The following is a 13,038-nucleotide window of genomic DNA, read 5'->3' as shown; positions in this document are numbered from 1 at the left end:
GAGCCTACGAAGCGCGAGCGGCACGCCACAACGCACTCCCCGAACCGGGCTGGGTCGTGTCACCATTCAGAGCACGGTGGAAACAGGGGGTGAGTCTAATGTCAGCGGGTGGTGCCCGTCGCGGGCGGCGGGACAACGGACTGCACGTGGCGGAGTACGCCGTCGCGGGCGACGTCGACCCTAGGGTCGGTGAGCACCTGCTCGACGTACTCGCCGCTGGTGGCATCGCCGCCTACCTTCAGCCTTCCGCCGATCTCGATCCGGTGACGCGGACCACGAACCTGCCGGCCCGGCCGACGGACCGGCTGTTCGTGGACCGGGCGCACCTGGACCTCGCGCGTGAATATCTCGCGAGGCTTTCCGCGGAGGCGGGCGGCGAGTCGATCACGCCGGAGGAGCCGGCCCGGAAGAAGGAGCCGGACGTCGAGGCGGAGTGGGCGCGGATCGTGGCCGGGTTCGACACGGATGTGGATCCGGCGTCGACGCCCTGGCCGGACTCGGAGAACGTCTCCGACAAGCCGCAGGAGCACAACCGCCGCAAGACGGACAAGGTGAACGGGCACGACCCGATGGCGCCGCCGGAGAAGCGGCGCGGGCTGACGTCGGCGACGGAGTTCAGCGGGGTGACGGTGCCGCGGGAGGAGCCGTCGCTGCTGGACGGGCTGGACACGTTCGGCGCGGACCTGCCGGTCGGCGACGACGAGCGGTACGTTCCGCCGCCCCCGCCGCCGATTCCGCGGATCTCGACGCCGACGCTGCTCGGCATACTGGGGATCTTCGCCGGTTTCCTCCTGTTCGTGTTCCCGAGCGTGCTGCCGATCCAGCGGAACTACGTGATGCTGATCGGGTTCGGCGCGATCATCGCGGGATTCGTGACACTGGTCTGGCGAATGCGGACCGGCGACGACGATGACGCGCCCGGTGACGGCGCCGTGGTCTGAAGCCGTCAAGTGACACAGCTCACCCGGGCCTTTTGCCCGAGATTCGCCGCATAAGCATTGATGCCAATCGACATCCGGTAATAGACATGTAACCTTGCGTCAGTAGAAATACTGACGCCCCTAGATCCATGCGCACAATCCGCACAGCTCCCCCGCGACAGTTGAACGCGAAACGAGGCTCCCGGATGCGTCAAAGCTCGCTCGTGGTGGTGGCCAACCGGCTGCCGGTCGACGACAACATCGCCCCGGACGGGGCCTGCGAGTGGCGGCGAAGTCCGGGCGGCCTGGTCAGTGCGCTGCACGCGATCCTGGAGCACACGACCGCGACCTGGGTGGGCTGGTCCGGGACGGCCGGCCCGGCGCCGGGCCTGCCGGACATCGGCGGCATCAGCATGCGCCCGGTCCCGCTCACCGAGGACGACTTCGCGCACTTCTACGAGGGCTTCGCGAACTCGACGCTCTGGCCGCTCTATCACGACGCGGTGGAGCAGCCGACCTACCACCGCAGCTGGTGGGATGCGTACCAGAGGGTCAATCAGCGCTTCGCGGAGGCGGCGGCCGAGGTCGCGGCGGAGAACGCGGTCGTCTGGGTCCAGGACTACCACCTGCAGCTGGTGCCGGCGATGCTCCGCGAGATGCGGCCGGACCTGCTGATCGGGTTCTTCATGCACGTGCCGTTCCCGCCGCCGGAGCTGTTCATGCAGTTGCCGCGCCGCGCGGAGCTGCTGGGCGGGCTGCTCGGCGCCGACCTGGTCGGCTTCCAGCGCGCGCAGGCCGCGCACAACTTCGCGCAGCTCTGCACGAAGGTGCTGGGCCTGCCGGCCACCGACCGGCGGATCGCGGTCGGCGAGCGCTTCGTCCGAACCGGCGCGTTCCCGGTCTCGATCGACGTGGCCGAGATGGAGGCGCTGTCCGGGCGGCCGGACGTGCGCACCCGGGCCCGGCAGATCCGCACGGACCTCGGCGACCCGAAGCACGTGCTGCTCAGCGTGGACCGGCTGGACTACACGAAGGGCATCGAGCACCGGCTGAAGGCATACAGCGAGTTGCTGGAGGACGGCCTGGTCAAGGTGCGGGACACCGTGATGGTGCAGGTGGCGGTGCCGAGCCGGGAGCGGGTCGAGCACTACGCGATCCTGCGGGACCGGGTGGAGCGCGAGGTCGGCCGGATCAACGGCGAGTTCGGCCGGGTCGGCGAGCCAGCGATCCACTACCTGAACCAGCAGTTCGACCGGTCCGAGCTGGCCGCGCTCTACCAGGCCGCGGACGTGATGGTGGTGACCCCACTGCGCGACGGGATGAACCTGGTCGCGAAGGAGTACGTGGCGGCGCGGGTGGACGGCGGCGGCGTGCTGGTGCTCTCCGAGTTCGCCGGCGCGGCCGACGAGCTGGACCGTGCCTTCCTGGTCAACCCGCACGACCTGGAGGGGCTGAAGCGGTCGCTGATCGACGCGATCGACTGCCCCAAGCCGGAGCGGGCCGACCGGATGAGCGCGATGCGCACCCACCTGCGCGACCACGACATCCGCGACTGGGCGCGCAGCTACCTGACCGCGCTGGAGGACACCGGCGCGCTGGCCGAACGGCTGACGGCCTAGGCCTTCTCCAGCCAGTCCAGCATCGCGTCGATCGGCTCGCGCCAGCGGGTGTCGAGCATCAGGTCGTGGCCCATGCCGGGGAAGAGCAGCGGCGCGCCGCCGAAGCGGGCGGCGGCGCGGTTCAGCGCGGCCGGGGAGACGATCCGGTCGTGCTGACTGCCGATGACCAGGACCGGCGGCGTGCCGACCGGCGGCTCGGGCGCGCGGTGCGTGATCAGCTGGTACTGCGCTCGGCGGCTGGTGAAACGAACCCGGGACGCGTACTCCCGGGCCTGCTCGTCGGAGAGCTCCCGGCCGAAGAGCTGGCGGCGGCTGACCCGCAGCGGCGCGCCGGCCAGCGCGGGGATCGTGCCGCCGGGGTTGCGCCGCAGCGCCTCGCCGAGCGTGCCCCAGCCGCCGAGCACCGGCGAGACCAGCACCGCGGCCCGCGCGGAATATCTGGCCAGCGCGTGCGCGACGACCAGCGCACCGGCGCCGTGGCCGATCAGCACGGCCTGGCGTGGCAGCGACGCCGCCACCTGCACCACGTCGTGAGCGTAGGCGCGCAGGCCCGCGCCGGGTGCGTTGCCGGACCGGCCGTGCCCGCGCAGGCTGAGCGCGTGCGCGCCGAAGCCGCGGCCGGCCGCATGCTCCAGCCAGTGCTCGGCGAAGAGCCAGGCGCCGTGGCCGTAGCCGGGCACGAAGAGCAGCGGCGGGCGGCCCTCGTCGGTCTCGGGCGTGGCGCGCAGCACCTCGCGCCGCACCGGCGGGATCGGGGCCGCCCAGTCCGCCGAGCGGTCGATCCTCACGCCGACACCTCCGTGGAGTCCAGCAGCCGTTGCAGGGCCGTCAGGTAGTTGCGGTAGCCGACCTCGAACCAGTGCCGCGGCGAGTCGGTGACCCGGCCCGCGGTGAGCGGCCGGCCGGCCTCGGCCTGCAGCCGCTGCCACACGCGGGCCGCACGCTCCGGGTCGGCGGCGCGCAGCCGCAGCCACCGGGCGAACGCCACGGTCTGCCAGTGCACCAGCGGGCCCATGCCCGAATCCGGTTGCAGCAGCCCGGTGACCGCGAGCGTGGGATGCCGCGGCGCGAACGCGTGCAGCAGCAGGTGCGGGCGGCCGTCGGCGTCGGCGCCGGTCAGCGCCGGGTCGAGGAACTCGAAACGCGGCTGGTAGCCGGTGGCGAGCACCACCAGGTCGGGGTCGATCGTGCTGCCGTCGGTCAGCTCCACCTCGGTGCGGTGGAAGCGGGCCACGTCCGGCACCGGCGTGATGTCGCCGTGGCCGATGCCGTGCAGCAGCTGACTGTTGAGCACGGGATGCGACTCGTGGGGCCGGTGGTCCGGTGCCGGCAGTCCGAAGCGCGCCGGGTGGCCGAGCGTGTTCGTGATCAACAGCTGGTGCAGCCACTGGCGCAGGCGCAGCGGCAGGCCCTGGACCCGCGCGTGCAGCTGGTCGGCGGGGCGGCCGAGCAGGTACTTCGGCGTGAACCAGTAGCCGCGTCGGGTGGAGTGCCAGGTCTTCGCGGCCTGCGCGCCGGCCTCGACCGCGATGTCCGCGCCGCTGTTGCCGCCGCCGACCACCAGCACCCTGCGGCCGCGCAGCTCCGCCGGGTCCTTGTAGGCGGACGCGTGGATGACCTTGCCGCGGTAGTCGTCCAGGCCGTCGATCCGGGGCAGTCGCGGCGCCCAGTTGTGCCCGTTCGCCACCACGACCGCGAGGTAGCGGTGGGTGCGGGTGCTCCCGGCCCGGCCGGTGCTCTGCGTGGTCACGTCCCAGCGGCCGGTCTCGCCGGCCGGTCGCACGGAGACGACCTCGGTGCCGAACCAGACGTGCGGGCGCAGGCCGAAATGGTCGGCGTACCGCTCCAGATAGGTCAGGTAGCGGGCGTGGTCCGGGTAGTCCGGCCAGTCGTCCGGCATCGGGAAGTCCGGGAACTCCGTGGTCGGCCTGGACGAGACCAGGTGCGTGCTGGCGAACATCGCGCTGCGGTCGTTCCGCCAGTTCCACGCGCCGCCGACGCTGGTCTCCCGCTCGTAGCAGTCGACGCCGAAGCCGTGCTCCTTCAGGTTCTTGACGGCCGCGAGCCCGCTCAGGCCCGCACCGATCACACAGACCGAGTCGTCCCCCCTGTCGTAGACGGGCTGTCCGGTCGCGGTGGTGAACTCGGTGGAGCTGGGCACCGCGAAATCCTCTCGATTTCCGCTAAACCTGTCCACCCCAGAAGCAAAAAATCAAAACCATCAGTGGGTACGCCGTGCGCGGCTACTCCGGGACGATCAGGTCCGCGACGACCGGGAAGTGGTCGCTGGCGCGCCGGGTGAGCGGCGTGTCCACCACGTCGTAGCGGGCCACCTCGATGCGCGGATCCGTGAGGATCGCGTCGATCCGCCCGGTCGGGCCGTGCAGCGGGAACGTGCAGCGGTCCGTCGCGTCGGCGTGCACCGCCGCGTCGGTCAGCCCGTCCGCGAGCGTGCGCCAGGCCGCGCCGCCGGACGTCTCGTTCACGTCCGCGCCGATGATGACCGGCGTCTCCACCGCGGACAGCTCCTTGCGCAGCGACTCGGCCTGGCTCGCCCGCTCGGCCGCGTCCAGCGACAGATGGGTGCCGGCGACCGTGAACCGGCGCCGGCCCACCGAGCACTCGGCGAACGCGGCGCCGCGCATGTGCCGGCCCGGCGTCAGCGGGAACCGCGTGGTCCAGGTGCGGTGCACGTGGACGCGCATGTCGGTCAGGATCAGGTTGCCCAGCGACGGCAGGCCACCGACGGCCAGCACCGCGCCGAACGCGCGGGCCAGGTTCGCGGTCTTGTTCCGCCAGCCGAACCGGCGCGGGCCCTCCTGCACGATCACCACGTCCGCGGCGACGGCCCGGACCACCTCGGCCAGCGCGGCCCGGTCGTCCCGCTGCCCGTGCACGTTGTAGGTGAGCACGCGAAGTGCGCCCTCCGTCATCGCCGACCCCTCCCGCTCGATCCATCCGCCACCGGCGCGCCCCGATCCGTGATCGGGGCGTCCCCATGTCGTTCTAACAGCATGGGGGACGACTCGATCACGGGCGAGGCGAGGTCACTCGACGAGGCGGGCGAGGTCGGCGGCGCCGATCACGCCGGCCGTGTTGCCCATCTCGGCCGCGCGCAGCTCCGCGACCGGGAATCGGCCGCGCTGACCGAGCGACTCCGCGTACGCCTTGCGGACCGGCGCCATCAGCAGGTCGCCGGCGTCGGCCACGCCGCCGCCGACCACCAGCACCTGCGGGTCCAGCATCTGCACCAGGTCGGTCATCACGGTGCCGAGCCAGTAGCCGATCTGGCCGAAGGCCTCGGCGGCCACCGGGTCGCCGCCCTGCGCGGCCGCGGTGACCATCGGGCCGGTGATCCGGTCGGCGTCGCCGCCGGCCAGCGCGAGCAGCTCCGCCGCGCGGTGCGGGTCCTGTCGCGCGCCGGACCGGGCGAAACGGACCAGCGCGGTGCCGCTCGCGTACTGCTCGATGCAGCCGAGCCGGCCGCAGCCGCACGGGTGGCCGTCCGGGACCGCGGTGATGTGGCCCAGCTCGGCCGCGATGCCGTGGGTGCCGCGGACCAGCCGGCCGCCGGTGACCAGGCCGCCGCCGATGCCGGTGCCGACCGTGAACATCACCATCGAGGCGTCCGCGTGCCGGGCCGCGCCGAACCGGAACTCGGCCCAGGCGGCCACGTTGGCGTCGTTCTCCACCACGACGGGCAGGCCGGTCGCGTCCGAGATGTACTTCTGCAGCGGCTCGTCGCGCCAGGCCAGGTTCGGCGCGAACAGCACGGTCGAGCGGCCCGCGTCCACGAAACCGGCCGCGCCGATGCCGACCGCGGTGATCGCGTGCCCGGCGGCCAGCTCCCGCACCACGTCGATGATCACGTCGCGGGTCTCGGCGACGTCGTCCGCGGGCGTCTCACGCCTCGTCCGCGCCAGCACCTCACCGTTGGGATCGACGACCCCACCGGCCACCTTCGTGCCGCCGATGTCGACTCCGATGGTCAGCGTCACCGCCGCCGCTCCCCTCATTACCGTGCGTACCGGGCTAGTTACCCAGTCCGCGCCCGCGTCATCCCGGACACGTGCGACCGGCGGACGCCCACCGGCGCCCGCTTGATCACAACCTGACCCCATCCTGCGCCGGCGCGTACCGCGCCGGGTTGAGACCGCGTCATCCCGTCAGACGGTGTCGCCGGACTCCCGCTCATGATCGCCGGTGCCCGCCGCCCCGCTGCTGCCGGGGTGGCCGCCGCCGTCCCCCGAGCCCGCGTCCCGGCCGGCCGAGGCCTCCCTGGTGGCCGAGTCCCGCGCGGCTGAGGCCTCGCGGGTGGCCGAGTCCCGGGTGACTGAGGCCGCGCGGGCGGCCGAGTCCCGCGTGGCCGAGTCCCGCGTGGCCGCCGACCACGGGTCGCCGGCCGGTTGTGCGGGCGTCTCGGCGCGGGTGGCGGCCGACCAAGGGTCCTCCCGCGGCCAGCCGGTGCCGGAATCCTCGTGCGGCGCCCTCTTTGCCGGTTTCGCCGCGCCCTCGGCACCGGCGCCGCCCGAAGCAGCCCCGCCCGAAGCAGCCCCGCCCGAAGCAGCCCCGCCCGAAGCAGCCCCGGCCGAAGCAGCGCCAGCAGCGCCGGTCGAAGCAGCCCCGCCCGAAGCAGCGCCAGCAGCCCCGGCCGAAGCGGCGCCGGCCGAAGCAGCGCCAGCAGCGCCGGTCGAAGCAGCGCCGGTCGAAGCAGCGCCGGATCGGGCCGGGCCGGACCAGGTGGTGGGGTCGGCGGCCGCGGTGGAGAACGCGCGGAGCAAGCCGGCCACGCCGGCGGCGAGGTCGCCCGCGCTGGTGGCGAGTTGCTCGGCGAACTCGGGCGTGGGGTTGCGGACCATGGTGATCGCCCGGCACACCGGGCAGACGCAGCACTCCGCGCTGCCGGTGGCCCACCCCGCGTGCGCGGCCGGGCCGGCGGGCTCGAAGACGTGCTCGTCCCGCACGCCGTCGTCCCACGGCCGGCCGGAATCCGCACGGTCACCCTGCGGCCGGCCGGAATCCGCACGGTCACCCTGCGGCCGGCCGGAATCCGCACCGTCACCCTGCGGCCGGCCGGAACGACCGTCGTCGTCCGGGACCGGGCCGGGCGCGGCCGGGCGTGTGCCGGGAGCCGCGGGCTCGGTGACGCGGGGTGTCGCCGTTGTGGTGGAGGCCGGTCCCGAGGTGCTCGCCGGGTTCGTCGGTGGCCGGGCCGTGGTGCGGGCGCCGGTCGTACCCTCGGAGTGTTTGTGAAGGTCTTCGCTGAAGCCGGAGGCGGTCTTGGCGACGCCGCGCAACGCGTCACCCAGCAGGCCGAGGCCCGTGCTGGTCGTCTCGTGGCCGGAGGCGCGGGCGGCGAACTTCGCGCCCTGCGCCATCCACGCGGCCTGGCTCGCTCCCTGGGATGCGCGGGCGAGCACGGCCGCGACCAGGCGCTCCGCCTCCTCCCGCGCCGAACCGGTGCCGCTTTCCGAGCTCGGAGTCGCCATGATGAAAGCCCCCTGTGCGGTGTGTCAGCCGGCCGGCAGGCTCTCCACCCGCCGCTTGAGCTCCTTGAGCGCCGTATCCATGATGCGCTTCTCGGCCTTGCGCCGGATCATGCCGATCGTGGTGATCGACAGATCCACCTCCAGCGTGTACGTCACGGTGGTGCCGCCGTCGGCGTTCGGCGCGATGTCGTAGGAGCCGCGCTGCGCCTTCTGCATCTTGGAGGGCGCGACCAGGTGCCACTCGATGCGGGAGAGGTCCTCGGCGTACTGGTACCGCAGGGTGTATTCGTCCGCCAGCACGCCCGCGTCGATGACGAAACGGACCTGGCTGGCATATCCGTCCTCGTACTCCTCGAGGACCTCGACCTGCTTGAACGCGTCGGCCCACTCGGGGTATCTGCCGAAGTCGGAGACGACCTCGGCCACACGCTCGGCCGGTGCGGCGATAACGATCGACTGGGTGGAGGAGTCCGCCATGCGGGCAGGCTACCGCGAACCTGTGACAGTTCCGGCGCGGCCCGGTGAGGACGGCACCCGCTCCGATCCGAGGCGGGTGGCGGGTCGGTAGCCGGGCGGATGTGCCGGAGAACCGTCACGGGCGGTACGTTTCTGCTGTATCAGGGCCGTGTCACGGGCCCCCACCGTCGAGGAGCTGTCAGGTGCGCGAGTTCTCCGTCCCTCCGGTCGTCACGATCGCCGACACCATGACCCTTACCGACGCGATCTGGGACAACGCACGTGTCTCCCCCGAAACCGTGTCGTTCCTCCGGCGGACCGACGCCTCCTCCGACGACTGGTCGCCGATGACCGCGGCCGAGTTCCACGCGGACGTGATCTCGGTGGCGCGCGGCCTGATCGCGGCCGGTGTCCAGGCCGGCGACCGCATCGCGCTGATGAGCAGGACGCGGTACGAGTGGACGCTGATCGACTACGCGATCTGGGCGGCCGGCGCGGTGACCGTGCCGATCTACGAGACCTCCAGCGCGGAGCAGGTCTCCTGGATCCTCTCCGACTCCGGCGCGGTCGCGGCCTTCGTCGAGACGAACGCGCACACGCTGCTCGTCACCGGCCTCCGCGACGACCTGCCGGACCTGCGCGAGGTGTGGCAGATCGCGGCCGGCGGCGTGGACCAGGTGCGCGCCGCGGGCGAGCGGATCGACGCCGGGCAGGTCGAGGAGCGCCGCCGCCGGGCCCGGGCCGACGACATCGCCACGATCATCTACACCAGCGGCACGACCGGGCGGCCGAAGGGCTGCGCGCTCACCCACCGCAACCTGCTGGCCGAGGTGCTCAACGCGGTGGCCGCGTTCGACCACCTGTTCAAGGGCGAGACCCGGACCCTGCTGTTCCTGCCGCTGGCGCACGCGTTCGCCCGGCTGCTGCAACTCGCGGTGGTGACGTCCCGGGGCACGATCGCGCACAGCCCGGACCCGAAGAACCTGCTGCCCGACCTGGCCGCGATCAAGCCGACGTTCCTGCTCTCCGTGCCGCGCGTGTTCGAGAAGGTCTACACCGGCGCGAAGACCAAGGCGGAGGCCGGCGGCAGGGGCGCGATCTTCGCGCGGGCCGAGGCGACCGCGATCGAGTACAGCGAGGCGCTCGACAACGGCGGCCCCGGCCTGCTGCTGCGCGCCCGGCACGCGCTCTTCGACCGGCTGGTCTACGGCAAGCTGCGCGCCGCGATGGGCGGGAAGTGCACGGACGCGGTCTCCGGCGGCGCGCCGCTGGGCGCCCGGCTGGCGCACTTCTTCCGCGGCGTCGGCGTGCTGGTCCTGGAGGGCTACGGCCTGACCGAGACGTCCCCGGCCGTCGCGGCGAACGTGCCGAGCGCGATCCGGATCGGCTCGGTCGGCCGCCCGCTGCCCGGCGTCACGATCCGGATCGCGGACGACGGCGAGATCCAGATCCTCGGCGACGTCGTCTTCGGCGCGTACTGGAACAACCCGGACGCGACCCGCGAGGTGCTGGACTCCGACGGCTGGTTCAGCACCGGTGACCTGGGCGAGCTGGACGACGACGGCTACCTGACCATCACCGGCCGGAAGAAGGAGATCATCGTGACCGCGGGCGGCAAGAACGTCGCCCCGGCCGTGCTCGAGGACCGGCTCCGCGCGCACCAGCTGATCAGCCAGAGCGTGCTGGTCGGCGACCGGCAGCCGTTCATCGCCGCGCTGATCACGATCGACGAGGAGGCCTGGCCGGGCTGGCTCGCGGCGAACGGTCGGGATGCCGACAGCACGGTGGCCGCGCTGGCCGGCGACCCGGCGTTGCGGGCCGAGATCCAGAAGGCGGTGGACGAGGCGAACAAGGCCGTGTCCAGCGCGGAGGCCATCAAGGTGTTCCGGATCCTGGGCCGCGACTTCACCGAGGCGACCGGCGAGCTGACCCCGTCGCTCAAGGTCAAGCGCAACGTGGTGCACAAGACGTACGCGGATGACATCGCCGCCATCTACACCAAGTGACGGCGGAACTCCGGGCAGGCGATAGCATCCCGGAGTGGCCGCCTCACCCCCCGTCGCACCACGTCCGCATCCCCTGGCGGTCGCGGCTCGCTTCGTGATGCTGGCGCTCGTCGCGCTGCTCACGCTGATCACCACCAGGGACCCCGACCGCCTCTGGTGGATCGTGGCGCTGCTGTTCCTCAGCATCCCCGGCGTGGTCGCGCCGCGACACCGCATCCTCGCGCCCGCGGCCCGGTTCGCCGAGGTCGTCGTCGTGGGTCTCGCGGCCAGCGACGTGGCCGGCGCGGCCAGCGCGGTCGGCAGCCTCGGCCCAGGCGTCGGCGCCGAGGTGATCCTGCCGTACCTGGCGGTGCCGCTCACGGTCGCGGCGCTGCAGCGGCGATCCCGCGAGGGCGCGGTGCTGCTCGGCGCGGCCGCGGGCACGCTGCTGGCCAGCGGCGCGGTCAACATGACCGCGAGCGGCCCGCAGATCACCCAGATCGGCTACATGGCGGTCTGCGCACAGTGGCTCATCCTGGGCGGGCTGGGCACGTTCGCGGCCGACACGCTGCGGCGGTGGATGCTGGTGCGGGAGACCAAGCCCCAGCCGTACGCGGAGGCGACGCGCCTGCTCACCCAGCTGCGCAGCGTCGCCCGGCAGCTGCCCGGCGCCACGCTGGATCCGGGTGGCATCGCCGAGCACCTGCTGGAGGAGCTGCGCGCGGTCGCGCCGGCGGACCGCGCCGCGGTGCTCACCGCGAGCGGCGGCGGGCGCCTGGTGGTGCTGGCCCAGTCCGCGATGGAGCGCGTCGACTGGGAGACCGCTCTGGACGCGGACTCCGCGATCGCGGACGCGTGGGCCAGCCAGCAGCCGGCCACGGCGAGCCGCTCGCAGTCCCGCTCGCACCGCGGCGCGGAGGTGTCCGCGCTGGTGGTGCCGCTGGTCGCGGGCGTGCGGTCGATCGGTCTCGTGGTCGTCGAGGCCAACACCAGCCTGGCCTACCCGGCGCCGGTGGTGGCGAAGGTGACCGCGGTGACCGGCCCGGCCGCGCTGCGCCTGGAGGCCGCGCTGCTCTTCGACGAGGTGCGCTCGCTGGCCACCAACGAGGAGCGGCAGCGGCTGGCCCGGGAGATCCACGACGGCGTCGCCCAGGAGCTGGTGATGGTCGGCTACGGCATCGACAACGCGCTGGCCACGCTGCCGGAGGACGCGAAGGAGACCGCGGAGGAACTGCGCACGCTGCGCGGCGAGGTCACCCGGGTGATCACCGAGCTACGGTTGTCCCTGTTCGAGCTGCGTTCCGAGGTCGACCGGCACGGCGGGCTGGCCGGCGCGATCGCGGAGTACGCGCGGACCGTCGGTTCCGCCGCGGGCCTGCGCGTGCACTACACGCTGGACGAGTCCACGGCCCGGCTGCCGGCCGCGACCGAGGCGGAGCTGCTGCGCATCGCTCAGGAGGCGATCACGAACGCGCGCAAGCACGCCGGCGCCTCGAACCTGTGGGTCACCTGCGAGGTGGACCCCCCTTACGCCCGCATCGAAGTGACGGACGATGGACAGGGAATGGCGGATAAGCGACCGGATGGCCGTTACGGTCTTGCGATCATGAATGAGAGAGCGGAACGTATCCGGGGCCGCCTGGAGATTAGGCCGCGGAATCCAAGTGGAACAACGGTGGCGGTGGTGCTCGGAGCCTCGCCCCGACGCGATAGCGTGCGCGATAGCGGCAACGCACCAGAAGGGGAGTAAACCGAGCTATGTCGACCAGCCCTGCGCCGACGACGCGCACCAAGGTCCTTCTTGTCGACGATCACGACCTGATCCGAAAGGGACTGCGGCACGCATTCGAGCGCGACCGGCAGTTCGAGGTGGTCGGTGAGGCCGCCACGGCCGCCGAGGCGGTCCGCCAGGCCGGCGCGCTCCAGCCCGACGTGGTCATCATGGACCTCCGCCTGCCGGACGGCAGCGGCCTGGAGGCCACCCGGGCGCTGCGGAAGAACAGCTCGACCATGGGCATCGTGGTCCTGACCATGTATGCGGGGGATGACCAGCTGTTCGGCGCGCTGGAGGCGGGCGCGTCCGCGTTCGTGCCGAAGACCGCGCCGGCCGACGAGGTGGTGGCCGCCGCGCGGCACGCCGCGTCCGCGCCGAGCGCGTTCACCGCGGCCGATCTGGCCGAGGCGATGAAGCGGCGGCTCGCGCCGTCCGGCCCGCAGCTGTCCCCGCGCGAGGGTCAGGTGCTGCGCCTCCTGGCGGACGGCATGAGTGTCGCCGGCATCGCGAAGCAGCTGTTCGTCAGCGAGTCGACGGCGAAGACCCACATTTCCAAGCTGTACGAGAAGCTGGGTGCGGCTAATCGCGCACAGGCTCTGATGACCGCGCTCCGGCTCGGCCTTCTCGAGGCGCCGGACGCACCGAAGTTCTGAGCCATTCCATATCAGGCGGGCGCACCTTTCTCATGAGGCGCGCTCGCCTTTTTGGTGCCACCTTTCAGCCGATCGGCGGATGTCCTTTATGGCCACCCGCGCCGACCTGCCCCGGACCCGTCCGGCTGAAGATCAGCTGGAA

10 protein-coding genes and 1 pseudogene are annotated in these 13,038 nt (G+C 72.6%); 5 read left to right on the top strand and 6 right to left on the bottom strand.

Annotated features, from left to right (window positions below):
• Nucleotides 1–98 precede the first annotated feature (98 nt).
• Nucleotides 99–941, top strand: coding sequence for a DUF308 domain-containing protein (locus tag J2S43_RS01980; RefSeq protein ID WP_306826804.1), 843 nt, complete (start codon nt 99–101; stop codon nt 939–941).
• Nucleotides 942–1,126: 185 nt separating this feature from the next.
• Nucleotides 1,127–2,539 (top strand): alpha,alpha-trehalose-phosphate synthase (UDP-forming), encoded by a 1,413-nt coding sequence (locus J2S43_RS01975; RefSeq protein ID WP_306826803.1) that lies wholly within the window; start codon nt 1,127–1,129, stop codon nt 2,537–2,539.
• Here J2S43_RS01975 and J2S43_RS01970 read toward each other — a convergent pair.
• The 6 genes and pseudogenes from J2S43_RS01970 to J2S43_RS01945 all read right to left on the bottom strand — a co-directional run bounded on the left by J2S43_RS01970 (nt 2,536) and on the right by J2S43_RS01945 (nt 8,505).
• A complete protein-coding gene (locus J2S43_RS01970) occupies nt 2,536–3,327 on the bottom strand; it encodes an alpha/beta hydrolase (RefSeq protein WP_306826802.1) in 792 nt (263 codons plus the stop codon). The two genes, J2S43_RS01975 and J2S43_RS01970, sit on opposite strands and share 4 nt — an antisense overlap.
• Nucleotides 3,324–4,700, bottom strand: coding sequence for a flavin-containing monooxygenase (locus J2S43_RS01965; protein ID WP_306826801.1), 1,377 nt, complete (start codon nt 4,698–4,700; stop codon nt 3,324–3,326). Before J2S43_RS01965 ends, J2S43_RS01970 begins: the two co-directional genes overlap by 4 nt.
• An 82-nt stretch (nt 4,701–4,782) precedes the next feature.
• Nucleotides 4,783–5,472 carry an endonuclease/exonuclease/phosphatase family protein gene (locus tag J2S43_RS01960; protein ID WP_306826800.1) on the bottom strand — a complete coding sequence of 230 codons (690 nt, stop codon included), beginning with the start codon at nt 5,470–5,472 and terminating at the stop codon, nt 4,783–4,785.
• Nucleotides 5,473–5,586: 114 nt separating this feature from the next.
• Nucleotides 5,587–6,537 carry an ROK family glucokinase gene (locus tag J2S43_RS01955; protein WP_306826799.1) on the bottom strand — a complete coding sequence of 317 codons (951 nt, stop codon included), beginning with the start codon at nt 6,535–6,537 and terminating at the stop codon, nt 5,587–5,589.
• A gap of 690 nt (nt 6,538–7,227) precedes the next feature.
• Nucleotides 7,228–7,491: pseudogene (locus tag J2S43_RS42420) on the bottom strand (hypothetical protein); the annotation flags it as partial.
• Nucleotides 7,492–8,052: 561 nt separating this feature from the next.
• Complete coding sequence (locus J2S43_RS01945) at nt 8,053–8,505, bottom strand: SRPBCC family protein (protein WP_306826798.1); 453 nt, start codon at nt 8,503–8,505, stop codon at nt 8,053–8,055.
• Nucleotides 8,506–8,687: 182 nt separating this feature from the next.
• On the opposite strand from J2S43_RS01945, the gene J2S43_RS01940 reads away from it, so the two are divergent.
• From J2S43_RS01940 to J2S43_RS01930, 3 genes are all read left to right on the top strand, one after another.
• Nucleotides 8,688–10,490, top strand: coding sequence for an AMP-dependent synthetase/ligase (locus tag J2S43_RS01940; protein WP_306826797.1), 1,803 nt, complete (start codon nt 8,688–8,690; stop codon nt 10,488–10,490).
• A gap of 97 nt (nt 10,491–10,587) precedes the next feature.
• A complete protein-coding gene (locus J2S43_RS01935) occupies nt 10,588–12,219 on the top strand; it encodes a sensor histidine kinase (protein ID WP_370881734.1) in 1,632 nt (543 codons plus the stop codon).
• 8 nt (nt 12,220–12,227) lie between these two features.
• On the top strand, nt 12,228–12,896 hold the full coding sequence (locus J2S43_RS01930) for a response regulator transcription factor (protein ID WP_033341223.1): 669 nt from the start codon (nt 12,228–12,230) through the stop codon (nt 12,894–12,896).
• The last annotated feature ends 142 nt before the right edge of the window (nt 12,897–13,038 follow it).

This window comes from Catenuloplanes nepalensis (assembly GCF_030811575.1).
Classification (GTDB): domain Bacteria; phylum Actinomycetota; class Actinomycetes; order Mycobacteriales; family Micromonosporaceae; genus Catenuloplanes; species Catenuloplanes nepalensis.
This window is presented reverse-complemented; position numbering and strand designations above follow the sequence as displayed.

What these genes read in the sequence shown, in the direction of transcription:
- J2S43_RS01945 (WP_306826798.1), bottom strand. Translation starts at nt 8,505, where the DNA reads ATGGCGGACTCCTCCACCCAGTCGATCGTTATCGCCGCACCGGCCGAG.
- J2S43_RS01960 (WP_306826800.1), bottom strand. Translation starts at nt 5,472, where the DNA reads ATGACGGAGGGCGCACTTCGCGTGCTCACCTACAACGTGCACGGGCAG.
- J2S43_RS01935 (WP_370881734.1), top strand. Translation starts at nt 10,588, where the DNA reads ATGCTGGCGCTCGTCGCGCTGCTCACGCTGATCACCACCAGGGACCCC.
- J2S43_RS01980 (WP_306826804.1), top strand. Translation starts at nt 99, where the DNA reads ATGTCAGCGGGTGGTGCCCGTCGCGGGCGGCGGGACAACGGACTGCAC.
- J2S43_RS01930 (WP_033341223.1), top strand. Translation starts at nt 12,228, where the DNA reads ATGTCGACCAGCCCTGCGCCGACGACGCGCACCAAGGTCCTTCTTGTC.
- J2S43_RS01975 (WP_306826803.1), top strand. Translation starts at nt 1,127, where the DNA reads ATGCGTCAAAGCTCGCTCGTGGTGGTGGCCAACCGGCTGCCGGTCGAC.